The organism is Dactylosporangium maewongense (genome assembly GCF_039531485.1).
GTDB classification, from domain to species: Bacteria; Actinomycetota; Actinomycetes; order Mycobacteriales; family Micromonosporaceae; genus Dactylosporangium; species Dactylosporangium maewongense.
This window is the reverse complement of record NZ_BAAAQD010000001.1, coordinates 395906-418535: the sequence shown is the minus strand read 5'-3', so window position 1 is coordinate 418535 and position 22630 is coordinate 395906. Positions and strand designations below refer to the sequence as shown.

Sequence of the window (22630 nt, the reverse complement as noted above, 5' to 3'; positions counted from 1 at the left end):
CCGCCTCCGTGTCAAGAATCTGGACGCATCGACGTCCGGCGTCTAGCATGCTGCCGGTGACGTACCGGGAGACGAACCGGGCGCGGCTGCGCGAGACGCTCGTGACCGCCGCCCGGGACCTCACCATCGGCAGCGGCTGGGAGGGCGTGCGGATGGCGGACGTCGCCGTCGCCGCCGGGGTGAGCCGCCAGACGGTCTACAACGAGTTCGGCGACAAGGCCGGCCTCGCCGAGGCCCTGGCGGCGCGGGAGATCGGGCTGTTCGTCGGCGACGTGCGGGCCGTGCTGCTGCGCCACGGCGCCGACGTCCGCGCCGCCGGACACGCCGCGATCCGGCACACGCTCGTCGAGGCGGACGCCAACCCACTCATCAAGGCCATCCTGACCGGGGCCGACGGGCTGCTCCCCTACCTCACCACCCGCCTCGACCTGCTGCTGTCTGCGGCCACCGCCGTCGTCGTCGAGTGGGCGGGCACCCACCTGCCGGGCCATGACCCGAAGGTCGTCGCCGTGGCGGCGGAGTCGATCGTGCGGCTCGTCGTCAGCCACATCGTGCAGCCGTCACAGCCTCCTGAGCAGGCCGCGGAGGAGCTGACAGACGTGCTGGTGCGCCTGCTCGTGCCGTAAGCCGGCCGCCGACCAGGTCGTACACCTCGTCGACGTGCTCCAGGCCGTCGTGGCGGTGGGTCAGCAGCAGCACCGTGCGGCCCGCGGCGGCGTCCAGCAGGTCGGCCATGAGCGCGGCCGCCTCCTGCTCGTCGAGGCCCTCGGTCGGCTCGTCGAGCACCAGCACCCGCGGCCCGGCGAGCAGTGCCCGGGCCATCGCGAGCCGGCGCCGCTGCCCGCCGGAGATGGTCGCGCCGCCTTCGCCGAGCCACGAGTCGAGGCCCTCCGGCAGGCTGCCGAGCCACGGCCCGAGCCGCGCCCCGGCCAGCGCCGCGCGGAGCTCGTCGTCCGTCGCCGCGGGCCGGGCGAGGAGCAGGTTCTGCCGCACCGTGGTCGCGAACACATGGTCCGCGGCGTCCCCGACGAGCCCGATGGTGGAGCGCAGCACGGCGTCGGGCAGGTCCCGCAGGTCGACGCCGCCGAGCGTGACGCGGCCCTCCCGGGGGTCGAGCATCCGCACCAGCACCGCCGCGAGCGTCGACTTCCCGCTGCCCGACGCGCCGAGCACCGCGACCCGCCGCCCCGGCGGCAGCCGCAGGTCCAGCCCGCGCAGCGCGGGCGCCCGCCGCGGATCCCAGCCCGCCGCGAGGTGCTCCACGGTCAGGGTCAGGTCGTCCCCCACCGCCGCGGCGTCCCCTGTGGACGGTGCAGCGGGACGGGGCAGCGCGGCGACGGCGGCGAGGCGGCCGGTCGCGCCGGCCGCGGCACGGCGGGCGATGGCGGCGCCGGTCAAGGTCGGGTCGTCCCCCACCGCTGCGCCGTCCCCTGTGGACGGTGCGACGGCCGACACGGCGGCCGGTGCAGCCGGACGGGGCAGCGCGGCGACGGCGGCGAGGCGGCCGGTCGCGCCGGCGGCGGCACGGCGGGCGATGGCGGCGTCGGGGAGGGTGAGGACGGGCTCGGCGAGGGCGACCGCGCCGAGGAGCAGCATCGCGGCGACCTCGCCGGAGTGGCCGCCGGCCGCGGCGGCGAGGGCCACGCCGAGCACCGCGAGGCCGCAGCCGACCTGGGCGAGGGCCGACGCGGTGCCGGCGGTCGAGGCGGCGCGGGCCTCCAGGCGCGACAGGGTGCGGCTGCGGCGGCCGGGGACGGCGAGGGCGGCGGCGGGGTCGCGGGTCGCGAGGTCCTCGACGCCTTCGACGGTCTCGACGACGGCGTCGCGCAGCTCCGCGCGGGCCTTGCCGGTGGCGGCGTCGGCCCGGGCCGCGTGCCGGGCGGCGAGCCACGGTGCGAGCAGCGCCGCGACCGCGAGCCCGGCGGCGAGGGCGGTCGCGGCGGCCGGGTCCACCGTGGCGGCGGCGAGGACGGCGGCGGCGAGGGCGACGCCCACGGCGTACGCGGGCAGGCGACCCCTCAGCACCCCGTCCACCCGCGCGTCGACGTCGTCGACGACTCTGCTGAGCAGGTCGCCGCGGCGGTGCAGGGCCGGCCCGGGCACCCTGGGGACGAGGGCGGCGTACACCTCGGCCCGCCACGCGCCGAGCCGCGCGAACGCGACCTCGTGCGAGACCAGGCGTTCGAGGTACCGCAGCAACGGCCGCGCGACGGCGCTGCCCCGCACCAGGACGACGGCCCCGGACAGGGTGAGCACCGGCGGCAGCTGCGCGGCCCGCACGAGCAGCCACACCGCCGCCGCGATGAGCGTGAGCCCGGCGATCCACGACCCGGCCCCCAGCCCGACCGCCACCGCCGGGCTCCGCAGCCATCCGCGTCCGCGCGGCGCGTCGTCGGTCCGCGCGGGGTGTGGGTCGGCGGCCGACGCCCCGGCACCGTCCGGCACCGGCGCGATGGCCGGCGGCACAGCCGACAGCGCGGCGGCCCGCGGCACGGCTGACAGCACGGCGGCCGGCGGCACAGCCGACAGCACGGCGGCCGGCGGCACAGCCGACAGCACGGCGGCCGGCGGCGCGGGTGACAGCACGGTGGCCGGCGCGGCTGACGGGGGCGCGTGCCGCGTGGGTGGGGTGACGGCCACGGTCCGGTCGGCGGCGGCGAGGACGGCGGGCCGGTGCGCGACGACGAGCACGGCGCAGCCACGGGCGGCGAGGGCGTGCAGCTCGGCGACGGCCCGGCGTTCGGCGGCGGCGTCGAGGTGGGCGGTCGGCTCGTCCAGCAGCACGACGGCGGGGGCGGCGGCGGCCTGGCGCAGCAGCCGGGCCAGGGCGAGCCGCTGCCGCTGCCCGGAGGAGAGGCCCTGGCCACGTTCGCCGAGGGGGGTGTCGAGGCCGCCGGGCATGGCCAGGATCTCGGTGTCGAGGCCGACGGTCCGCAGCGCGCCGAGCACGACCGCGTCGGCCGGGCGGGTCTCGCCGTCGAGGGCGACCGCCTCGGCGACCGTGCGGGCGTGCGGCAGCGTCGGGTCCTGCGGCAGGTACAGCGGCTGTCCCCCACCCACGTCGACCGACCCGGCCGACACGGGTTGCAGCCCGGCCAGCACCCGCAGCGTCGTGGTCTTCCCGGCGCCGGACGGCCCGCGCAGCGCCACGAGCTCTCCGCTGTGGACGGCCAGGGTGGGCAGCCGCAGCGCGTCGACGGCGGCGCCGGGGTGCCGGACGCGGACACCGGCCGCCACCAGGCCGGGCCCTTCACCGACCGCAGTGGAGCGCGGCCCGGCGTCGGCGTCCGTCAGGATCCGGTCGACGTCGGCGATGACGGCGGCCGCGTCGGCGCTGGCGTGGAAGCGGGCGGCGACCTCGCGCAGCGGCCGGTACGCCTCGGGGGCGAGCAGGATCACCAGGAGCGCGGGGCCGAGGTCGAGGTGGCCGGCGGCGACGCGGAGCCCGGCCTCGACCGCGACGAGCCCGACGGACAGCGTGCCGACCAGGTCCAGGGCGGTCGAGGAGAGGAATGCGACCCGCAGCACCCGCACGGTCGCGGCGCGGTGGGCGTCGGTCATGCGGGCGACGGCGGCGGTCTGGCGTTCGGCGCGGCCGTACAGGCGCAGCGTCGCGATGCCGCGGACGGCGTCGAGGAAGTGTCCGGCGAGCCGGGCGCTCGCCTGCCAGCGTTCCTGGGCGCGCCGCTGGGTGGCCCAGCCGATGAGCGCGCCGAGCAGCGGCACGAGCGGGAGGGTGACGAGGACGACGACGGCGGAGGCGGGGTCGGCGAAGAGCATCGCGGCGACGACGAGCGGCGGCAGGGCCACGCCGAGGACGAGCGACGGCAGGTATCCGCTGAACCACGGCCGCAGCGCGTCGATGCCGCCGCCGAGGACCGCGACGAGCCGCCCGCTGCCGTGCCCGGCGACCCAGGCAGGGCCGCGCCGCAGCGCCGCGGCCAGCACGGACCGGCGCAGCTCGTCGGTGACGCGGGCGGCGGTGCGGCGGCCGGCGACCTGCTCCGCCCACGTCAGGGCGGCCCGGGCGGCGTACACCCCGGCGAGCGCGGCGAGGGCTCCGGCGCCGACGGGCTCCGCCGCGGCGAGGCCCACCACGATGCCGGTGACCACCACGGCGAGCCCGACGGTCGCGGCGGCCTGCGCGGCCCCGATGACGGCGAGCAGCGCGATCCCCGCCCGGCTGCTGCGCGCGTGCCGCAGCAGCCTCGGGTCGACGGGCCCCCGGCTGCGACGCCCGCCCTCCGCGACGGCCGTCCCCGCGACGCTGGTCACGAGGCGACCCGCTCGCTGGCGACGCGCTGCCGGAAGACGCGGTACGACCACGCCTGGTAGACGAGGACGCCGGGGAGCACGACGACGGCGGCGGCGCTGATCAGGCGCAGCGCGGGGCCGGTCGCGGCGGCCTCGGACATCGTCAGCGACCACGCGCCCGACAGGGTGCTCGGCAGCACCACGTCGCCGTTGGCGGTCAGCGTGGCCACGACGGCGCCGGCGACCGCGATCGCGACCAGGGCGAACGAGCCGGCCTCCCACCGCGTCCCGGCCCGGCGGGTCAGGACGGCGACCCCGGCGAGGGGCACGGCCGCGGCCGACGCGACCAGTACCGTGGCGGCGGCCCCTGCCAGCGCGGCACCGGCGGCGACGACGAGCGCCGCGACGGCGGCGGTGAGGGCGACCCGGCGGGCCAGCAGCCCGGCCCGCCGGCGGACGGGGCCGGTGGTGCGCAGGGCCAGGAAGGTGGCGCCGAGCAGGACGGCGGCGGTGAGGGCGAGCAGCGCGCCGAGGCCGGCCGCCGGGGTGAGGACCGGCGTGAGGGTGCGGGCCAGGCCGCCGCCGGTGACCTCGCCACCGGCGTCGAGGGCGAGCCCGCGGACGAAGACGGTGAGCACGGCGCCCCACAGCAGCACGACGCCGGCCGAGCAGGCGGCGAGGACCAGGTCGCACCGGCGGCGCCAGCGCGGCGAGTCGTGCTTGCCGCGGAACTCCAGGGCCACGCCGCGGCCGGCGAGCAGCAGCAGGATCGCGACCATCGGCAGGTACAGGCCGGACAGCAGCGCCGCGTACCAGGACGGGAACGCGGCGAACGTGACGCCGATCGCGGCGACCAGCCACACCTCGTTGCCGTCCCAGAACGGGCCGATGGTGCGCACGGCGGCGGCGCGTTCGTGCTCGTCGCGGCCGAGCAGCGGGCTGAGCAGCCCGACGCCGAAGTCGAACCCCTCAAGGACGAAGAACAGGACCCAGCAGAGGACGATCAGCGCGTACCAGATGACGACGAGGCTCATCGGGGTCTCCTCAGTAGCTCAGGGCGGGTTCGGGGTCGGCGGCCACCGGTACAGGCGCTGACAACGGCTTGCGGGCGAGGTGCCGGACGAGGCGCAGCCAGACGACCGCTAGGACGCCGTAGACGGCGGTGAACGCGAGCAGCGACGCGAGGACCTCGCCGGCGGTGAGCCCCGGGGAGATGCCGTCGGCGACCTTCGACAGGCCGAACGCGATCCACGGCTGCCGGGCGGTCTCGGTGAAGATCCAGCCGAGGCTGTTGGCGGCGGCGGGCAGCAGCGGCAGCAGGATCGCCGCCCGGACCGTCCACGCCGCGGGCCGGCGGCCGCGCCGGGTGCGCCACAGGTACAGCAGCGCGAACCCCATCGCGAGCATGCCGGCGCCGATCATGAGGCGGAAGGTCCAGAACGCCACCGGGATCATCGGCACGTAGCTGCCAGGGCCGTACGCGGCGCTGTACTGCGCCTGGAGGTCGTCCATGCCGGCGACGGTCGCGTCGGGGCTGCCGTACGCGAGGATCGACAGCAGCCGGGGCACCTCGATGCTGAAGCCGGGGACCGCGAAGATGGAGAACGGCGCGCCGGTCGTGGTGGCGTAGAGCGCTTCCGCGGCGGCCATCTTCATCGGCTGCACCTGCGTGATGACCTTGCCGAGGTGGTCGCCGGTGAGGGCGGTGAGCGCGCCGCCGGCGGCGGTCATCCAGGCGCCGACCCGGGCGAGGGTGGCGAACGCGTCGCCGTCGGCGGCATCCCTCAGGCGCCAGGCGCCGACGGCGAGCAGGAGCGCGCCGCCGACCATGACCGCGCCGGCCATCGTGTGCGGGAACGCGGCGAGGTTGACCTTGTTGAGCAGCAGCTCGCTGAAGCTGGTGAGGCGGGCCCGGCCGGTGGCGGGGTCGAGCTCGTAGGCGACCGGGTGCTGCATGAACGAGTTCGCGGCCAGGATGATGAACGCCGACAGCAGGGTGCCGACCGCGACGACGACGATGGTCGCCAGGTGGACCCGGCGCGACAACCGGTCCCAGCCGAAGTACCACAGCGCCAGGAACGTGGCCTCGAGGAAGAACGCGAGCATGCCCTCGATGGCGAGGGTGGGCCCGAAGACGTCGCCGTAGAAGCGGGCGAACTCGCTCCAGGCGAGCCCGAACTGGAACTCCTGCACCAGGCCGGTGACGACGCCGACGGCGAAGGTGACGATGAGCAGCTTGCCGACGAGCATCGTGAGCTGCCGGTACTTGTCGTCGCCGGTGCGCATCCAGGCGATCTGCAGGCCGGCGGTCGCCGCGGACAGGCTGATCGACAGCGGCACGAACAGGTAGTGGTAGAGCGTGACGACCGCGAACTGCAGCCGGGTCAGGTCGAGCACGTCCATGAGTCCCCCTCTACGACATCTCGTAGTAGATACTACGGGTTGTAGTACGACGCGCACCGTAATCCCGGTTACACTGGCGGCATGGCCGGACTTGGGGACCTCGAACGCGAGGTCATGGCGCAGCTGTGGGACGCCGGGGAGCCGCTGACCGTCCGGCAGGTGCACGAGCGGCTCGACCCGTCGCGCGGCCTCGCGTATACGACCGTGATGACGGTGCTGGACCGGCTGGCCAAGAAGGGCGTGGTCACGCAGCAGAAGGCGGACCGCGCCTACCGGTATGCCGCCACCCAGACGCGCGAGGAGATGACCGCGGCCCTCATGCTCGACGCCCTCAGCGGCGCACCGGACGGCGCCGCCCGCGACGCGGCCCTCGCGCACTTCGTCGGGCGGATCGGCCCGGACGCGCTCGCCGCGGCGATCAAGGCCGCCAGAGCCCGGTGACCGCGCTCCTGCTGGGCGCGCTCGGCCTGACCCTGTCGCTCGTCGTCCCCGGCCCCCTCGCCAGGGCGCGCTGGACGGCCCGGGCTCCCGGCGCCGCCGTCGCGCTGTGGCAGGCGATCACCCTCGCCGCCGTCCTGTGCGCGCTGGGCGTGGTGCTCGCCGGCCCCGAGGAGCTGGTCCGGGCGCGCGGCACCACGCTCGCCGTCGCCGCCCTCGTCGCGGCCCTGGCCGTCGCCGGCGTCATCGTCGTGCGGCTGCTCGTGTCGCTGTTCCTGGTGGCGTACCGGTCGCGGGTGCGCCGTGCCCGCCACCGCCTGCTCGCCGACCTGCTGTCCCGGGCCGCGATCGACGGCGACGTGCCGCTGCGGGTCCTGGAGGGCGGGCTGCCGTTCGCGTACTGCGTGCCGGGCCGCTCCCCCAGGATCGTGCTCAGCGAGGGCACCCTGCGCCTGCTCAGCGAGCCGCAGGTGGCCGCGGTCCTCACCCACGAGCGGGCCCACCTGCGCGCCCGCCACGACGTGGTGATGGAGTCGTTCACCGCCTTCTACCGCGCGGTCCCGGCCCCGCTGCGCAGCCGCGCCCCCCTGGACGCCGTCCACCTGCTCCTGGAGGCCCTGGCGGACGACGCCGCCCGCCGCGCCCACGGCGACGAGCCGGTGCACGCGGCCCTCCGGTCACTCAGCGGCCCCGCCGGCGACCTCGAGCTGGAGCCGCACGACACCGACCGCGAGCGCCGGTGGCGCCTCGACCGCCTGGCCCCGGGCGCCGCCCCCACCGACCGCCGCCTCGCCGCCGCCGTCTACACCCTGGCCGCCGCGATCCTCGTCCTGCCGACGGTCCTGCTGGTCGTCCCCTGGCTGGACACCGCCATGCGGCACTGGCCGCTCTAGGTCTCAGCCCAGCCCGAGCGCCCTGCCGAGCCACCGCAGTGTGGGGGGCCGGTTGGGCGGCTACGCGGACAGCCGATGCGGCGCCGGTCGCCGCCCATCCGAGCGGCGGGGGTGGACCGGGTCACCCGGCGGTGCGGGTAGGAGCGGACGACCCGGGGTATCCGCAGGGGCCGTGACAACCGACGCCCAGGTGTCGCTCGGGCCGGCCAGGCGCGACGACGTTCTGCCTGCGCGCACAAAGCGCCTGGCTCGACCGCGTACTGCCGGCCCGACCTGGGCGGTGCTGACGGTGCTGACGGTCGCCACGCTCCTGGCCGCGCTCTTGACTCCGGGCCGGGCGCACGCCGCCGAGCCGCACATCGGCATCCAGGTTCGCGACGGCCGGCTCGTCGAGGCGAACGGCAGCGACCTCGTGCTGCGCGGCGTCAACCACGACTTCATGTGGTACCCGGACCACAACAGCTCCTTCGCGGCCATCAAAGCGGCGGGCGCCAACGCGGTGCGGGTCACCCTCGGCATCGGCCACCAGTTTCGGCGGGCCCCGGCGCGGGAGGTGGCAACCGTCGTCGAGCTGTGCCAGCGGAACCGGTTGATCTGTATCTTCGACGCCCACGACACCGCCGGCTTCGGCCAGGACAAGAAGGCGGCACCGATGTCGGAAGCGGTGCAGTTCTGGCTCAGCCTGCGCGACACGCTGGCCGGCCACGAGGACAACGTCCTCGTCAACATCGCCGACGAACCGTTCGCAAACGGCACCACGTGGCCCTGGGTGCAGCAGACCTCCGACGCGATCCGCCGGCTGCGCGCCGCCGGCTTCAAGCACACGCTGCTGGTCGACGGCCCCGGCTGGGGCCAGGACGAGTCGTTCATCATGCGCGACAACGCCGAGCGGGTGCTCGCCGCCGACCCCACCGGCAACACCGCGTTCGACATCCACATGTACGGCATGTTCGACACCGCGCCGAAGGTCAGCGGCTACCTCACCTCGTTCACCGAGCGCCACCTGCCGATCCTCATCGGCGAGTTCTCCAGCCAGCACCAGTGGGGCAAGCCGGACGAGGACGCCATCATGGCCACCGCGCAGGCACAGCACCTCGGCTACCTCGGCTGGTCCTGGAGCGGCAACGACAAGCAGTTCAGCTACCTGGACCTGGTGAACAACTTCGACGGCAACAGCCGCACGGCGTGGGGACGGCGGTTCATCAACGGCCCCAACGGCCTTGATTCGGACACGCGCGAGGCGACGGTGTTCCGCAACACCGTGGCCGCGGCCGGCGTCGACCCCAAGAGCCGCGCCCCGCGGGGGTTGACCGTGACGGACGTGACCCCGAGCAGCGTCCGACTTACCTGGCAGCGCCGCCCGGACAGGATCGGCGGCACGACGTACCTGGTGGTCGCCGTCAACGGCGCGGCCGAGACACGGGTCGTGACGACCAACCGCGCCGAGGTGACGCTCAAGGGCCTGAAGGGCTCGACGGAGTACACCTACGCCGTGTATGCCCGGAGCCTGCTCGGCAAGCGCTCACCGCGCTCGGCCATGGTCGCCGCGGTCACGCCCCCGGCCCGCTAGGCGGCGACGGTGAGGCGGAGGGTGACGGTGTCGCCGAGGTCGATGCCCTCGGCCTTGCGGACGCGGTCCTTCAGCGGGACCACGTAGCCGCCGTCCTTCGGGAAGAGCGACGTCGTCCACGTGGTCCCGCCGAGACGCACGGCGACCGGGATCATGCCCCAGCCGTAGGTGACGAGGGCGGCCGCGGAGCGCAGGGCCGCGCACTCGTCCTCCGGCACCGTCACGAAGTGGAACGGGGACGGGCCGCGCCAGTGCCACACCTCGCCGCTGAACTCCAGGTCCACGCGGACCAGCCTAAGAGACGCCGGTCAGCGGCGGCGGCCCCGCTGGGCGCGGCGAACGAGCGGGGCGTTGTCGAGGATGACGACGCACTTGTGCTCCAGGCGGACCCAGCCGCGGGCGGCGTACTCGGCGAGGACCTTGTTCACCGACTCCCGCGAGGCGCCGACGAACTGGGCGAGCTCCGTCTGTGTGAGGTCGTGCACGACGCGGGTGGCGCCGTCCTCGGCGACGCCGAAGCGCTGGGCGAGCTGGATGAGCCGGCCGGCGACCCGGCCCGGCACGTCGCTGAAGAGGCGGTCGTCGACGGCGGCGCGGTGGCCGCGGATGCCCCGGGCGATGACCCGCAGCAGCTGCTCCGCCACGTGCGGGTGGTGGGCGATCCACCGGTCCAGGACCGTCTTGGGCAGCACGGCGAGGCGGGCGTCGGAGACGACGGTGGCGGCGGCGACGCGGGGACCACCGTCGAGCAGCTCGAAGTCGCCGAAGTGGTCGGTCGGGCCGAGCAGCGCCATGAGGCCCTCGCGGCCGTCGCGGGAGCGGCGGCTCAGCTTCACCTTGCCCGACAGCAGGATGTAGAGCCGGTCGCCGGGGTCACCCTCGGTGAACAGGACCGTGCCCCGGTCCGCGTCGACCCGCTCGAACTCCTGGGCCAGCGCGGCGGCGGAGTCAGGGTCGACGCTGCGGAACAGGTCGGTGGAACGCAGTACCGGGTCGTAGGCCAGCGCGCGGGCCGTAGCGGCGCTGGAACCGAACGTCAGGACCATGTGTCCTCCCCAGATCGATGCGGTACTGCGTACCATTAGGACGGTACTGGATACCGGGACCGGAAAGCAACAGGTCAGAGCGATGCGGGAGGATGGGGAACTGTGACCGCGATTCCCGTACGTGACCGGCTCGTCGACGCCGCACTCGCGCTGTTCGACGAACGCGGCTACGAGCAGACCACCGCCGACGACATCGCCGACCGGGCGGGCGTCGGCCGCACCACCCTGTTCCGCCACTACCGGTCGAAGGAGGACGTGATCTTCCCCGATCACGACCGCCTGCTCGCGACCGTGAAGGAGCGCCTCGCGACGTCGACGGCGGACACGGCGATCGTGGCGGTCACCGAAGCGGTGCGCCTCGTCCTGCTGCGATACGTGGAGGAGGGGGACCGGGCCCGCCTGCGGTATGCGCTCACCAGCCGGATCTCGACCCTGCGGGACCGGGAGATCGCCAGCGTCGCGCGGTACCAGCGGCTCTTCCGCGAGTTCATCGCCGAGTCGTGGGGTCCCGCCCCCGGCGCGGCGCTGCGGGCCGAGCTGATGGCGGCCGCCGTCGTCTCCGCCCACAACCACGTGCTCCGGCGGTGGCTGCGGCGCGACACCGCCGAGCCCGCCGCGGAGCTCGACGCCGCCATGGCGCAGGTCGTGTCGCTGTTCGCAACCACTGAAGCGGGCCATGGAGCGGGGTCTGGAGCGGGGTCTGGAGCGGGGTCTGGAGCGGGCCCTGAGACGGGCGCGGGAGCCGCCGGCGCCACGAGCAAGGGCGACAGCAGGGGCAACGGGACCGCCGTCATCGTGGTGCATGACCAGCGCGACCCCGAGCACGTCGCCGCCGCCATCCGCCGGGCGCTCCAGCAGGTCTGAGCGCCCGGCGGCGGAGGACCTCAGGCGGCGGCGCAGCCGGTGGCGGCGAGACCCGACACCGGCCCGGTGCCCTGGAAGCCGAACTCGGTCGACGCCCCCGCGCCGAGCGATCCGTTCCAGGTCGCGTTGGCCACCGATGTACCGGTGAGCCTGCCGTTCCACACGTTGGTGATCGCGCTGCCGGCGGGCAGGGCGAGCCGGACCGTCCACCCCGAGAGCGGCGCGCCACCGGCGGTCACGCGCCCGGAGGCGACGAACCCGCCGTCCCAGACGTTCTGCACCGTCACCACCGCCGTGCACCCCTGCCCCGCGGACTGCGAGGACGGCGACGGGGACCGCGACACAGACGGCGACACAGACGGCGACACAGACGGCGACACAGACGGCGACACGGAGACCGACGCGGACGGCGACGGCGACGGCGACTGCGGGGGCCCGTCGCTCAGCACCGGGGTCTGCCAGTCGGTCCAGTCGGACAGCCGCCCCGCCGCCCGGCTGGAGATGCGGAACGTGCCCGCGCTGCTGCCGGTGCGCAGCAGGAACCGCTGGATGTGCTGCTGCAGCGGGGTCCGCCACTCGGGCCGGTTCGCGCAGTGCGTGCCGTCCTGCACGTCCGACCAGTACGTGATCGCGTCGCCCGCGCCGAGCGCCTTGTACACCTCGGCGCCGCCCAGCGCCGCGACGCTCGCCGAGCGCGGCCCGAGGTTCGCGATGTGCGGGTTGTCCATGATGAACAGCCCGCGCGGCGCGACCATCGCGACCATCTCGTGCGTGTCCACGGGCAGCCGCGCGGGGTTGCCCGTGAAGGTGCCGAAGGCGTCGCCGAGCCACGGCTGCTCGCCGTAGGCGCTGCTCAGGCTCTGCGCGCCCTCGCCGGGGATGCCGCGGAAGATGGGCACGCCGGCGCTGCCGGACTCGATCGGCATCGTCAGCGCGATCCGCTGGTCGAACGCGCCGACCACGAACGCGCCCTTGCCGAAGCGGGAGCATCCGGTGACGCCCATCGCGTCGGCCCGGAGGATCCGGCCGTCGGACTGGGCGACGACGTCGATGATCCGGCTGACGCCCCACGCCCACGCCATCAGCAGCCCGGTGCTGCTCTGCGCGCCGTAGACGCTGTAGAACGCGCCCTGCTTGTTGGTGCGGGGCGTGCCCTCCTTGCCGACGGCGTACGGGTCGTAGCTGATCACGGCGGCGCCGGCGGCCTTGATGGCGGCGGTGTCGGCGCCGAACCCGCCGAGCACCACCACGGCCGGGAACGGGCCGGTGCCGCCCGGCAGCTCCACCCGGGCGGAGAACGACGCGCTCCTGCCGTTGTGGGTGACGTTGACGGTGACGCCGGTGCTGGACACGGTGCCGGTGACGCTCTGCGGCCGCGCGGGCTTCTCGCCGTAGACGAACTTCTCCGCCAGCTTCTTCACCTCCTCGCGCCGGCACCGCCAGTCGGACTTCGCGGTGATCCTGGTGCCGTCGAGGCGCTTGAACGGGTCGGGCAGCTTCGCGTTGGTGGGCAGCGCGCCGGCGTCGGGCAGCGCCGGCACCGGGCAGTCGGCGCCCTCGTCCTCCACTGTGGATGCTGCCGCGGACACGGTGACGGCCGCGTCGGCGGACGCGATGGTGACGCCGGCAGCGACCGCCATCGCCACGGCCAGCGCGACGGCGATCAGGCGGGGTCTGGTCATCGGTGCTCCCTTCGGATCAGGGGATCCGGCGTCCGTGGGCGTCACGGACGCCGGACTTGCGGAAGAAGTACGCGTTGATCTGGTCGCGCCACTCGGCGGCGCTGCGCACCTGCTCGTCGAGCAGCGCCGACACCCGCGCGGCGAACGCCGGGCCGACCGATGACACGGGCAGCCGCGCCCAGCGGTCCCGCATCGCCACGACCGCGTCGGCGCCGGCGAAGTGGGTGTCGTAGATGTGCTGGATGACGGTGCCGCCGTCGTGCAGGATGTGCCCGTACGGCACGTGGTGGAAGAACAGCAGCAGCTCGTCGGGGCAGTCGTAGACCGACTCGTACACGCGGGCCAGCGCCGGCGGGTACTGCCCGGCGAAGCCGGTCCCGGTCGCGCACGTGCGGTCCACGCCGACGCCGTCGCGGTCGGCGAAGTGGTAGGTCCCCCACGGGGTGTACTCGTAGCCGTCGACGTCCGGGCCGTAATGGTGCCCGGGGCGGACCATGAACCCGACGCCGAGCGGCGCGGTGTAGGCCTCGTAGGTGCGCCACGAGTCGTCCATGACCGCGTGCAGCGTCTCCCGCAGCTCGTCGGGGGCGGCCGGGAACGTCAGGCCGATCCACTCGTCGAGGATCGCGACGGGGTCGAGGTCCGGCGCCCACGCGAGCCGGCCGAACGCGTACAGGTTGGCCTGCGCGAGCGGGTGCCCGGTCCAGAACGGGTCGTCGCCGGCGTTGGAGACGCCGACGAGGCCGTCCAGGACCGCCATCCCGCGGGCGCACCGGAGCACGTCGCTCCACATCGGAGCGAGGTAGCACACGTGGCGCTGCTGGCCGGTGTACTCCTGGGTCACCTGGAGCTCGACGGCGACGTCGGTGGCGGGCACGGCGGCGATCAGCGGCGACACCGGCTCGCGCGGCTGGAAGTCGACCGGGCCGTGCTTCACCTGGAGGACCACGTTGTCCAGGAACCGGCCGTCGAGCGCCACGAAGTGGTCGTGCGCGGCGCGGGCCCGGTCGGTGCGCCGGTCGCGCCAGTCCTGCCGGTGGTCGTAGACGAACGCCCGCCAGTGCACGACGCCGCCGTGCGGGGCGAGCGCCGCGGCGAGGACGTTCGCGCCGTCGGCGTGGGTCCGTCCGTACGCGAACGGTCCCGGCTGCCCCTCGGAGTCGGCCTTCACGACGTACCCGCCGAAGTCGGGGATCGCCGCGTAGACGGCGTCGGTCGCCAGGGCCCACCAGGCCCGCACCCGCGGGTCGAGGGGGTCGGCGGTGCCGAGGTCGTCGCGCGGCGCGGCGAAGTTCACCGACAGGTGGACGCGGATGCCGTACGGGCGGAAGACGTCGGCGAGGGTGGCGACGTCGCCGAGCCGGTCGGTGAGCAGCCGCGCCTCCGTCGCGTGGACGTTGACGTTGTTGACGGTCACGGCGTTGATGCCGCACGCCGCGAGCAGCCGCGCGTAGCCGGTGACCCGGCCGAGGTCCTCGCGCAGGGCGCCGTCGTGCCAGAGCAGCGAGCCGCCCGAGTAGCCGCGCTCGACCTGGCCCATGACGGGATGCACGGCGACGTTGTCCCAGTGGTCCAGCATGCGGCGGGCGTGCCCGGGCCGGTGCACCCGCGGCGGGTGCGGCGCGCCGAACGCGGCCTCGCCGAGCCGCGCGAGGTGGAACAGCCCGTACAGCAGCCCGGCGGGGTCGGCGGCGGCGACGGTGGTGACCCCTCCGTCGCGGGACACCGCGAACCCCTCAGGGCCGCAATCCACTGTGGATACCGCGAGCACCAGGTCGGCGCCGCCGGACACGACCGCGCCGCCGTAACGCCCGCATGCCTGCGCGACCTCGGCGATCACGGTGCGCACGAGCAGGCCGTCGCCGCGCACGGACACGCGGCGGGAGCCGATCGCCCGCAGCGCCGCCGGGGGCAGCCAGGCCGGGTGGACGTCCGTCATGGGACCTCGATGACGGCCACGCCGAGCGGCTCCAGGGTCACCGCGCCCTCCAGGATCCGGCCGGTGAGCAGGTCGGTGCCGTCCGCCGGCACCGTGACCGCCTCGGCCGGCGAGTGGTTGAGCAGGAACAGAAACCGGCCCCGCCGGGTCGCCTCCACATGCGACGGTGCGCCCGCGACGACCGGCTGGACGCCCGCGGCGGCGACCGCGCCGAGGATCACGTCCCGCAGCGCCTCGGGTTCGAGCCGCGTGCCGATGTAGGTGACCCGGCCGTCGGCGATGACGGCGGGCCACCCGGCGAGGTCACCGTCCACGTAGGAGGCGACGACGGACGCGGTCGTGGGGTGGATGCGCTCCTGCCACCAGTCGGCCCGGACGGTGCGCCCGCCGGCGAACCGCACGCCGAACGACGACCCGGCCGGGAGGTACTCGTCGATCCAGGCGCCGATGAGCCGCCCGAACGCGCCCGGATAGGCGGGCTGCCGCACCTGGTTGGCCTCGTCGACGACACCGGAGAAGAACGAGCACAGCACGGTCCCGCCGGCGGCGGCGAAGTCCTCGAGGGCCGCCGCGCAGCGGTCGTCGACAAGGTACGCGTTCGGCACGACCACCACCCGGTACCGGCCCAGTTCGGAGCCGAACGACACCAGGTCGACCGCATGGTGCGCCTCCAGCAGCGGCCGGTAGTGCGCGGTCACGGTCGCCGGGTAGTCGAAGTCGTTGCGCGGCAGCCCGTGCGTGACCTCCAGCCCCCACCAGGCGTTCCAGTCGAACAGGACGGCAACCTCGGCGCGCGGGCCGGTGCCGGCGACGGCCGCGATCCGCGGCAGCTCGGCGCCGAGCGCCGCGACCTCCCGCCAGGTGCGGGCCCGGGTGCCGGAGTGCGGCAGCATCGCGGAGTGGAAGCGTTCGTGGCCGCCGCGGCCCGCCCGCCACTGGAAGAACAGGACGCTGTCGGCGCCGTGCGCGACCGCCTGGTAGGAGCCGAGCCGCATCAGCCCGGGGCGCTTCGCGTGGTTGACCCGCCACTGCGAGACGGCGCCGGCGGCCTGCTCCATGAGCAGCCACGGCTCGCCGCGCAGCGACCGCATGAGGTCGAAGTTGAGCGCGGCGGCGACGTGCGCGTCGGGCTGCCCCGGGTCCGGGTAGATGTCGAGGGCCGCGGCGTCGACGTGCGGCGCCCACCGCCACAGGTCGGCGCCGCGGTGGAAGCGCATGAAGTTGGTGACGACCGGCAGGTCGTCGCGGTGCGCGCGGACGATGTCGCGCTCCATGACGAAGCACTCCAGCAGCGCGTCGGAGGCGAACCGGTGGAAGTCGAGGCGGCGGGCCGGGTTGGACCACGACCGCGGCTCCTCCGGCGGGTTCACCTGCTCCCAGGCGGTGTAGCGCTGGCTCCAGAACGTCGTGTACCAGGCGGCGTTGAGCGCGTCGAGGTCGCCGTACCGGCGGCGCAGCCATGCCCGGAACGCGGCCGCCGCGGACGGCGTGTACGCGACCGGGCCGTACTCGTTGCCGATGTGCCACATCGCGAGGGCCGGGTGGTGGGAGTACCGCTCGGCGAGCGCGGTCGTGATCCGGGCCGCGTGCTCGCGGTACCGCGGCGAGGTCGGGTCGTAGTGCATCCGGTTGCCGAACCCGAACACCTCGCCGTCCTCCATGACGGGCAGCACCTCGGGGTGCCCGTGGGACAGCCACACCGGCGGCGCCGCGGTCGGGGTGGCGAGGTCGACGCTGATCCCGTTGGCGTGCAGCAGGTCCATGACCTCGTCGAGCCACTCGAAGGTGAAGCGGCCCGGCGACGGCTCCAGCGACGCCCACGCGAACACGCCGACGGTGACGAGGTTGACGCCGGCCTCGCGCATGAGGGCGACGTCCTCGTCCCACACGGCGCGGTCCCACTGCTCGGGGTTGTAGTCGCCGCCGAACGCGATCCCGCCGAGCCGCTCCCGCAGCGCGTCCAGTCTCGAGCTCATGCCCGTGTTCATGTCACGAACCGTTCGGTGATGCCGGCGATCACCGGCCGGCAGACGACCAGCAGCGCGGCGGCGAACCCGGCGGCGAGGAGCAGCAGCACCGCCTCCGACAGCAGCACCGTGACGCCGAGCGCCGCCAGCAGCAGGCCCGCGGTGCCGAGGGTCACGGCCGGCCGGGCGGCGAGGAAGTGGGCGGCGAGCCGCAGGACGTCGGCGGGCCGGAAGACGAACAGCGACGCGATGACGAGCGCGGTGACGGCGACGAGCGTGGCCGCCGCGGCGAGGAGCACGAGCAGGCCCGACCACCACACCGGTACACCCGCCGCATCCCGGTGCAGGAGACTGACGGCCACCACGGTCAGCACCGCCACCAGCGGCGCCCAGATCCGCAGCGCGGCGGCGGCGTTGAGCCGGTAGCCGCGCCAGAACGCGGCGGCGGGGTGCAGGTCGGCGAGGTCGGCCGGCTGCCGGTGCAGCGCGTAGAGCGCGGCGGACAGCGCCGGCCCGACCGGCAGGACACCCACGGCCACGAGCACGCTCCGGTCGAGCAGGACCAGCAGCGCCAGGCCGGGCGCGACGGTGGCGACCAGCAGCAGCTCCACCACCAGCAGCGTGTAGACCCGCGCCGCGAGCCGCCCGAGCTTCATGCCGGGCCGCCCAGCAGCCGCGTGTCGTCCCACCAGGGCGGCGTCTCGTCACGCACCGCGGTCACCTCGACCAGGGTCACCTCGTGCACGGCGAGGGACAGGTCGAGCTCTGCTCGGCCGTCGACGACCGGCGCGCTCCAGTGGCGGCGGGCCGGCTCGGACGCCTCCCGCAGCGCGTCGAGCTGCCGGGCGCCGGGCGATCGCGGGCTGCCCATCTCCCGCCACGCCGCCCAGGCGTTGCCCGCCTCCTCCGACACCGACGAGCGGGCCACGTACGCGGTGACGGCCGGGGATCCGACGGGCACCGACAGTCGGACGCGGTGCCCGTCGGATCCCTGCCCGGCGGCCCACGCCAGGACGGTGACCCGGCCGGTGCCGTCGCGGGTGACGAGGTGGTCGTCGGCGCGCGCGAGGACCTCGCCGCCCATCCGGGCGAGGAACGCGTACAGGTGGAAGGTGGGCTTGCGGATCTGCCGGTGGGTGAGCAGCCCGAACCCGCCGTGGAACAGCGCCGCCGGGACCCCGGCCTCCTCGAACACGTCGCAGAACGTCCAGTAGGAGAACGAGTCCACGAGGTCGCCCGCCGCCGCGACGACCGGCGCCAGGTATGCGGCGTGGAACGCGGTGTCGTGGACGGGGTTGTCGGGGCGGTAGGAGGAGTTGAACTCGGTGATGTGCACCGGCAGCCCTTCCAGGGCCGTGCCGGCGAGCTGCCGGCCCGGCGCGGCGAACTGCTCCAGGAGCGTCGCCGCCGGCGCGAGCGTCTGGTGCACGCCGAAGGGCACGTGCTGGGCGGGGCCGGAGGTGTACGCGTGGCGGCTCACGAAGTCGATCGGGACGCCGCGCGCGGCCACGAACTCGGCGAACCGCGGCAGCCAGCCGTCGTCCGCGCCCGGCGACAGGGCCGGCCCGCCCACCTGGAGCCCGGCGTCGACGTCCTTCACGGCGTGCGCGGTGACCTCGTACAGGTCGTGGTAGGCGTCCTGGTCGGCGTGCTGCCAGAAGTCCTTCAGGTCCGGCTCGTTCCACACCTCGATCGGCCAGCCGCGCACCTCGTCGAGGCCGTACCGGTCGACGAGGTGCGCGACGGTGCCGCGGACCAGCGCCGCCCACTCGGCCCGGTCGCTCGGCGGCGTCACGTTGCCCCGCCACCAGAACACCGTCTGGTCCCCGGACGCGAGGCCCGGCGGCATGAAGCCCAGCTCGACGAACGGCCGGATCCCGAGCTCCAGGTACATGTCGACGACCTGGTCGACGTAGGTGAAGGAGTGCAGGACCCGCCGCTCGCCGCCGTACTCGTACGGCCGGTGCACGCCCGCGCCGGCGCTGAACAGCCCGTGCTGGCGGATGTGCCGGAACCCGATCTCCCGCTGGAGCAGCGCCAGGGAGTCCTGGTAGTCGCGACGCAACGCGAGCTCGAACCGCCCGGCCCCGATGCAGTGCCGCCACGCGTCGCCGAGCTGCCCTGTCATCCGTGCGCTTTCTTGTACCGGTTGTAGGCGGCGTTGACGACCTCGATGTAGCGGGTCATGTTCTTGCCCTTGAGCTCGCCCACGTAGGCGTCCCACTCGCTGAGCGGGCGCTGCCCGAGGATGAACTTCAGCGTCTGCTGGTTGACGTGGTCCTTGAGCGTCGTCTCCCACAACGTCGCCTGCTCACGCTCGTCGGCGTTGAGCGGGTGCGGCGGCGCGAGGGGCTGGTTCTTGCGGCCGTTCATCACGTCCTGGAACGCCTGCTCCTCCTTGGGGAACTGGGAGTTGAGCAGCTTCGTGGTGCCGCCGTAGACGAAGACGCCGTTGAGGAAGCCGTACTCGACCTGGAGGTTCTTCGTGCCGGCGGGGTTGAGCCCGCCCCAGTTGACGTCGGGCGCGAGCTTCATCGTGCCGTCGTCGACGCTGCCGGTGTACGTCGTGCCTTCAACGCCCCACTTGGCGAAGACCTTGCCCTGCGGCGAGTAGTACAGCCAGTCCATGAACTGCATGAGCGCGACGAAGTTCTTGCTGTCGCGGGCCTTCGCCGAGATCATGACGCCGCCCTCGAGGCGGCTGCCGGCCTTCGTGTCGCCCATCGGGCCGGTCGGCGTGGGGATCTTCAGGACGGTCGCGCCGGGGATCTTCGCGATGCTGGGGCGCAGCTCGTTGACGAGGGTCTGCGCGTTGCAGCTCATCACGAACGACCTGCCGTTGGCGAACTTCTGCTTGGCGATGTCGTCGGACTGGGTGAAGCTCTCCGGGTCGACGAGCTTCTCGGCGACGAGCGAGTTGAGGTACTCGACCACCTGCTTGTACTGCGGGGTCGTGCCGGTGTAGACGAACGCCTTCGCCGCGTCGTCCCAGCTGGCGTGCTGGTAGCTCCAGCCGGCCAGGGTGCCGTACGCGGTGCCGGCGATCGACAGCAGGTTGTTGCCGCCGGGGTTCGGCGGGCTGCTCCAGCGGTCCGACAGCGGGTACACGTCGGGGTGCGCGGCCTTCATCGCCCGCAGCACCGTGCGCAGGTCCTCCCAGGTCTTCGGGATCTGCAGGCCGAGCTGCTGCAGCACGTCGGTGCGCACCGCGAGGGAGTAGTCGGCCCAGACGTCCTCGTGCAGGCCGGGCAGCAGGTAGAACTTGCCGTCCTCCTGCCGGAACTGGTCGAGGTCGGCCTGCAGGTTCCACTTGGCGACCTGGTCGCGGAAGTTCGGCATGAGGTCGAGGTGGTCGCTGACCGGCAGGATCGCCCCGCTGGCGATGTACGCCTCCTCGTCGGGGTGGTACGTCTTCGGGATGATCATCGGTGCGTCGCCGGCCGCGACGACGACGCTGCGCTTCTGGTTGTAGTCGCTGCCGGGCACGACCGTGGCCTGCAGCGTCACGTTGGTGCGCTTCGCGAGCTCCTTGAAGAACAGCCAGTCGGCCTTGTACGGGTAGGCCGCGTTGCTGAGCATCATGATGGAGAACGTCAGCGGCTGGGCGGCGGTGAACTGCTGGCCCATGCCGTAGCCGTCCATGGCGCCGTCGCGGTGACCGGTGTAGTCCTGACCTTTCGCCTGGTCGTCGTCACCGCAGCCGGCGAGCGAGACGAGCGCGGCGGCGCCGGCCGCGCCGAGCAGGGTGCGCCGTTTCAAGTGCGACATGGGGGAGCTCCTTGAAGGGTGCTGCGACTGATAAAAGGGCGGCGCGTCATCCCTTGACCGCGCCGAGGGTGATCCCGGAGACGAAGTACCGCTGGACGAAGGGGTAGACGAGCATGATCGGCAGCGCGGTGAGCACGATCGTCACCGCCTGGATGTTGGCGGCGATCTGCAGCGCCGTGTCCGACGGCGTGGAGATGTCGGACCCGCCGGTCGAGCCGGCGATGAGGTTGCGCAGGTAGATGGTGACGGGGAACAGGTCGGCGTCGTCGAGGTACAGGAACGCCGGGAACCACGAGTTCCAGAAGGCCACCGCGTAGAAGAGGACCATCGTGGCGATGACGGCCTTCGACAGCGGCAGCACGATCCGCCAGAGGATGCCGTAGGTGCCGAGGCCGTCGACGGCGGCGGCCTCCTCCAGCTCGACCGGCAGCCCTTCGAAGAACGACTTCATGACGAGGAGGTTGAAGACGCTGATGGCGTTGGGCAGCACGACCGCCCACATGGTGTTGCGCAGCCCGAGCCCGCTGACGAGCACGTAGTTGGGGATCAGGCCGCCGTTGAAGAACATGGTGAACACGGCGACGCCGACGAGCAGCGCCCGGCCCTTCAGGTGCCGCTTCGACAGCACGTACGCGTAGCAGGTGGTCAGCAGCATCGAGATGGCGGTCGCGACGACCGTGTAGACGACGGTGTTGCGGTAGTTGGTCCAGAACACGGGGTCGGACATGACGACCTCGTAGGTGGTCGTGTTGAAGCCGCGCGGCAGCAGGTTGACCTCGCCGGCCTGGATCGCCTGCTCCTCGCTGAACGAGCGGGCGATGACGTTGCAGAACGGGTACAGCGTCAGCACCACGACGGCGGTGAGGACCAGCCCGATGACGGCGCGCCTCACCACAGCCCCGCTCCGACCGTCCGCTTCGACACGAAGTTCGCCGTGAGGACGAGGGTCAGGCCGATCACCGACTCGAAGAGGCCGATCGCGGCGGCGTAGCTGAAGCTGCCGGAGACCACGCCGACCCGGTACAGGTAGGTGGAGATGACGTCGGCGGTCGGGAACGTGAGCGGGTTGTACAGCAGCAGGACCTTCTCGAACCCGACCGACAGGAACGTGCCGACGTTGAGGATCAGCAGGGTCACCATCGTCGGGCGGATGCCGGGCAGCGTCACGTGCCACGTCTGCCGCCACCGGCTGGCGCCGTCGATCCGGGCCGCCTCGTAGAGCTCGTGGTCGATGGTGGTGAGCGCGGCGAGGTACAGGATCGTGCCCCAGCCGACGGTCTGCCACACCTCGGAGGAGATGTAGATGGTGCGGAACCAGCCGGGCCGCTGCAGGAACGGCACGGCGTCGGCGCCGACGGCCCGCAGGCCCGCGTTGACCACGCCGTCCAGGGCGAGCAGCTGGAAGACGATGCCGGCCACGACGACGATCGACAGGAAGTGCGGCAGGTAGGAGACCGTCTGCACGAAGCGTTTGAGCCAGCGGGTGCGCACCTCGTTGAGCAGCAGCGCGAGCACGATGGGCAGCGGGAAGACGAACAGCAGGGTCAGGCCGCCGAGGACCAGCGTGTTGGTGAAGACGTGCCAGAACGTCGGGTCCTGCCAGAACATCCTGAAGTAGCGCAGGCCGACCCAGGTGTCGCCGAAGAGGTCACCGCCGGGGCGGAACCGCCGGAACGCGATGACGTTGCCGGCCATCGGCAGGTACCGGAAGACGACGAAGAACAGCAGCGGCAGCACGGCGAGGGAGTACAGCTGCCAGTCGCGGCGCAGCGCGGAGCGCCAGGTGCGACGTCTCATGCCCCTCCC

Annotated in this window: 18 protein-coding genes; 5 read left to right on the top strand and 13 right to left on the bottom strand. The window is 73.8% G+C overall.

The annotated features are described in order from the left end of the window. Positions 1-47: 47 nt before the first annotated feature. Positions 48-626 (top strand): TetR/AcrR family transcriptional regulator, encoded by a 579-nt coding sequence (locus ABD332_RS01885; RefSeq protein ID WP_344498797.1) that lies wholly within the window; start codon positions 48-50, stop codon positions 624-626. On the opposite strand, the gene cydD is transcribed toward ABD332_RS01885, so the two are convergent. From cydD to ABD332_RS01870, 3 genes are read right to left on the bottom strand one after another with little or no spacing between them, the layout of a single operon-like run. Further along, positions 541-4275: a thiol reductant ABC exporter subunit CydD gene (cydD, locus tag ABD332_RS01880; RefSeq protein WP_344498795.1), complete on the bottom strand. Its 3735-nt coding sequence runs from the start codon at positions 4273-4275 to the stop codon at positions 541-543. The two genes, ABD332_RS01885 and cydD, sit on opposite strands and share 86 nt — an antisense overlap. Continuing rightward, positions 4272-5288 (bottom strand): cytochrome d ubiquinol oxidase subunit II, encoded by a 1017-nt coding sequence (gene cydB, locus ABD332_RS01875; RefSeq protein WP_344498793.1) that lies wholly within the window; start codon positions 5286-5288, stop codon positions 4272-4274. The genes cydD and cydB overlap by 4 nt, the downstream gene beginning before the upstream one ends. A gap of 10 nt (positions 5289-5298) precedes the next feature. Next, positions 5299-6657, bottom strand: a complete 1359-nt coding sequence (locus ABD332_RS01870) for a cytochrome ubiquinol oxidase subunit I (RefSeq protein WP_344498791.1) — start codon at positions 6655-6657, stop codon at positions 5299-5301. Positions 6658-6738: 81 nt separating this feature from the next. On the opposite strand from ABD332_RS01870, the gene ABD332_RS01865 reads away from it, so the two are divergent. From ABD332_RS01865 to ABD332_RS01855, 3 genes are all read left to right on the top strand, one after another. Beyond that, positions 6739-7098 carry a BlaI/MecI/CopY family transcriptional regulator gene (locus ABD332_RS01865; protein WP_344498789.1) on the top strand — a complete coding sequence of 120 codons (360 nt, stop codon included), beginning with the start codon at positions 6739-6741 and terminating at the stop codon, positions 7096-7098. Next, on the top strand, positions 7095-7988 hold the full coding sequence (locus ABD332_RS01860) for a M56 family metallopeptidase (RefSeq protein WP_344498787.1): 894 nt from the start codon (positions 7095-7097) through the stop codon (positions 7986-7988). Before ABD332_RS01865 ends, ABD332_RS01860 begins: the two co-directional genes overlap by 4 nt. Positions 7989-8277: 289 nt before the next feature. Then, positions 8278-9558: a cellulase family glycosylhydrolase gene (locus ABD332_RS01855; RefSeq protein ID WP_344498785.1), complete on the top strand. Its 1281-nt coding sequence runs from the start codon at positions 8278-8280 to the stop codon at positions 9556-9558. Here ABD332_RS01855 and ABD332_RS01850 read toward each other — a convergent pair. Together ABD332_RS01850 and ABD332_RS01845 are read right to left on the bottom strand one after the other, a co-directional pair. Beyond that, positions 9555-9842: a DUF1905 domain-containing protein gene (locus tag ABD332_RS01850; protein ID WP_344498783.1), complete on the bottom strand. Its 288-nt coding sequence runs from the start codon at positions 9840-9842 to the stop codon at positions 9555-9557. The two genes, ABD332_RS01855 and ABD332_RS01850, sit on opposite strands and share 4 nt — an antisense overlap. A gap of 24 nt (positions 9843-9866) precedes the next feature. Then, positions 9867-10604 (bottom strand): Crp/Fnr family transcriptional regulator, encoded by a 738-nt coding sequence (locus tag ABD332_RS01845; protein WP_344498781.1) that lies wholly within the window; start codon positions 10602-10604, stop codon positions 9867-9869. A 102-nt stretch (positions 10605-10706) separates the two neighbouring features. On the opposite strand from ABD332_RS01845, the gene ABD332_RS01840 reads away from it, so the two are divergent. Continuing rightward, positions 10707-11468 carry a TetR/AcrR family transcriptional regulator gene (locus ABD332_RS01840; RefSeq protein WP_344498779.1) on the top strand — a complete coding sequence of 254 codons (762 nt, stop codon included), beginning with the start codon at positions 10707-10709 and terminating at the stop codon, positions 11466-11468. A gap of 20 nt (positions 11469-11488) precedes the next feature. Here the strand turns inward: ABD332_RS01840 and ABD332_RS01835 are convergent, their stop codons facing one another. The 8 genes from ABD332_RS01835 to ABD332_RS01800 are packed head-to-tail and all read right to left on the bottom strand — an operon-like array spanning position 11489 to position 22621. Further along, on the bottom strand, positions 11489-13150 hold the full coding sequence (locus ABD332_RS01835; RefSeq protein WP_344498777.1) for a glucuronyl esterase domain-containing protein: 1662 nt from the start codon (positions 13148-13150) through the stop codon (positions 11489-11491). A gap of 16 nt (positions 13151-13166) precedes the next feature. Continuing rightward, positions 13167-15089: an alpha-glucuronidase gene (locus tag ABD332_RS01830; RefSeq protein ID WP_344498775.1), complete on the bottom strand. Its 1923-nt coding sequence runs from the start codon at positions 15087-15089 to the stop codon at positions 13167-13169. After that, positions 15086-17065 (bottom strand): beta-galactosidase, encoded by a 1980-nt coding sequence (locus tag ABD332_RS01825; protein ID WP_344498773.1) that lies wholly within the window; start codon positions 17063-17065, stop codon positions 15086-15088. Before ABD332_RS01825 ends, ABD332_RS01830 begins: the two co-directional genes overlap by 4 nt. An 8-nt stretch (positions 17066-17073) precedes the next feature. Next, positions 17074-17712 (bottom strand): hypothetical protein, encoded by a 639-nt coding sequence (locus ABD332_RS01820; protein WP_344498771.1) that lies wholly within the window; start codon positions 17710-17712, stop codon positions 17074-17076. Further along, entirely contained in the window at positions 17709-19184 is a 1476-nt protein-coding gene (locus ABD332_RS01815; protein ID WP_344498769.1) for a GH39 family glycosyl hydrolase, read from the bottom strand. Before ABD332_RS01815 ends, ABD332_RS01820 begins: the two co-directional genes overlap by 4 nt. After that, positions 19181-20824: an ABC transporter substrate-binding protein gene (locus tag ABD332_RS01810; protein WP_344498767.1), complete on the bottom strand. Its 1644-nt coding sequence runs from the start codon at positions 20822-20824 to the stop codon at positions 19181-19183. Before ABD332_RS01810 ends, ABD332_RS01815 begins: the two co-directional genes overlap by 4 nt. A 46-nt stretch (positions 20825-20870) precedes the next feature. Further along, the gene (locus ABD332_RS01805) at positions 20871-21716 is read right to left on the bottom strand and encodes a carbohydrate ABC transporter permease (protein ID WP_344498765.1); all 846 of its coding nucleotides are present in this window, start codon (positions 21714-21716) and stop codon (positions 20871-20873) included. Continuing rightward, on the bottom strand, positions 21713-22621 hold the full coding sequence (locus ABD332_RS01800) for an ABC transporter permease (RefSeq protein ID WP_344498763.1): 909 nt from the start codon (positions 22619-22621) through the stop codon (positions 21713-21715). The genes ABD332_RS01805 and ABD332_RS01800 overlap by 4 nt, the downstream gene beginning before the upstream one ends. Positions 22622-22630 lie beyond the last annotated feature (9 nt).

Bases quoted from the DNA above. Each gene is read 5' to 3' on its own strand.
- ABD332_RS01885 (WP_344498797.1), top strand. From the start codon at position 48: ATGCTGCCGGTGACGTACCGGGAGACGAACCGGGCGCGGCTGCGCGAG.
- cydB (WP_344498793.1), bottom strand. From the start codon at position 5,288: ATGAGCCTCGTCGTCATCTGGTACGCGCTGATCGTCCTCTGCTGGGTC.
- ABD332_RS01870 (WP_344498791.1), bottom strand. From the start codon at position 6,657: ATGGACGTGCTCGACCTGACCCGGCTGCAGTTCGCGGTCGTCACGCTC.
- ABD332_RS01865 (WP_344498789.1), top strand. From the start codon at position 6,739: ATGGCCGGACTTGGGGACCTCGAACGCGAGGTCATGGCGCAGCTGTGG.
- ABD332_RS01845 (WP_344498781.1), bottom strand. From the start codon at position 10,604: ATGGTCCTGACGTTCGGTTCCAGCGCCGCTACGGCCCGCGCGCTGGCC.
- ABD332_RS01835 (WP_344498777.1), bottom strand. From the start codon at position 13,150: ATGACCAGACCCCGCCTGATCGCCGTCGCGCTGGCCGTGGCGATGGCG.
- ABD332_RS01830 (WP_344498775.1), bottom strand. From the start codon at position 15,089: ATGACGGACGTCCACCCGGCCTGGCTGCCCCCGGCGGCGCTGCGGGCG.
- ABD332_RS01825 (WP_344498773.1), bottom strand. From the start codon at position 17,065: ATGAGCTCGAGACTGGACGCGCTGCGGGAGCGGCTCGGCGGGATCGCG.
- ABD332_RS01820 (WP_344498771.1), bottom strand. From the start codon at position 17,712: ATGAAGCTCGGGCGGCTCGCGGCGCGGGTCTACACGCTGCTGGTGGTG.
- ABD332_RS01815 (WP_344498769.1), bottom strand. From the start codon at position 19,184: ATGACAGGGCAGCTCGGCGACGCGTGGCGGCACTGCATCGGGGCCGGG.
- ABD332_RS01810 (WP_344498767.1), bottom strand. From the start codon at position 20,824: ATGTCGCACTTGAAACGGCGCACCCTGCTCGGCGCGGCCGGCGCCGCC.
- ABD332_RS01800 (WP_344498763.1), bottom strand. From the start codon at position 22,621: ATGAGACGTCGCACCTGGCGCTCCGCGCTGCGCCGCGACTGGCAGCTG.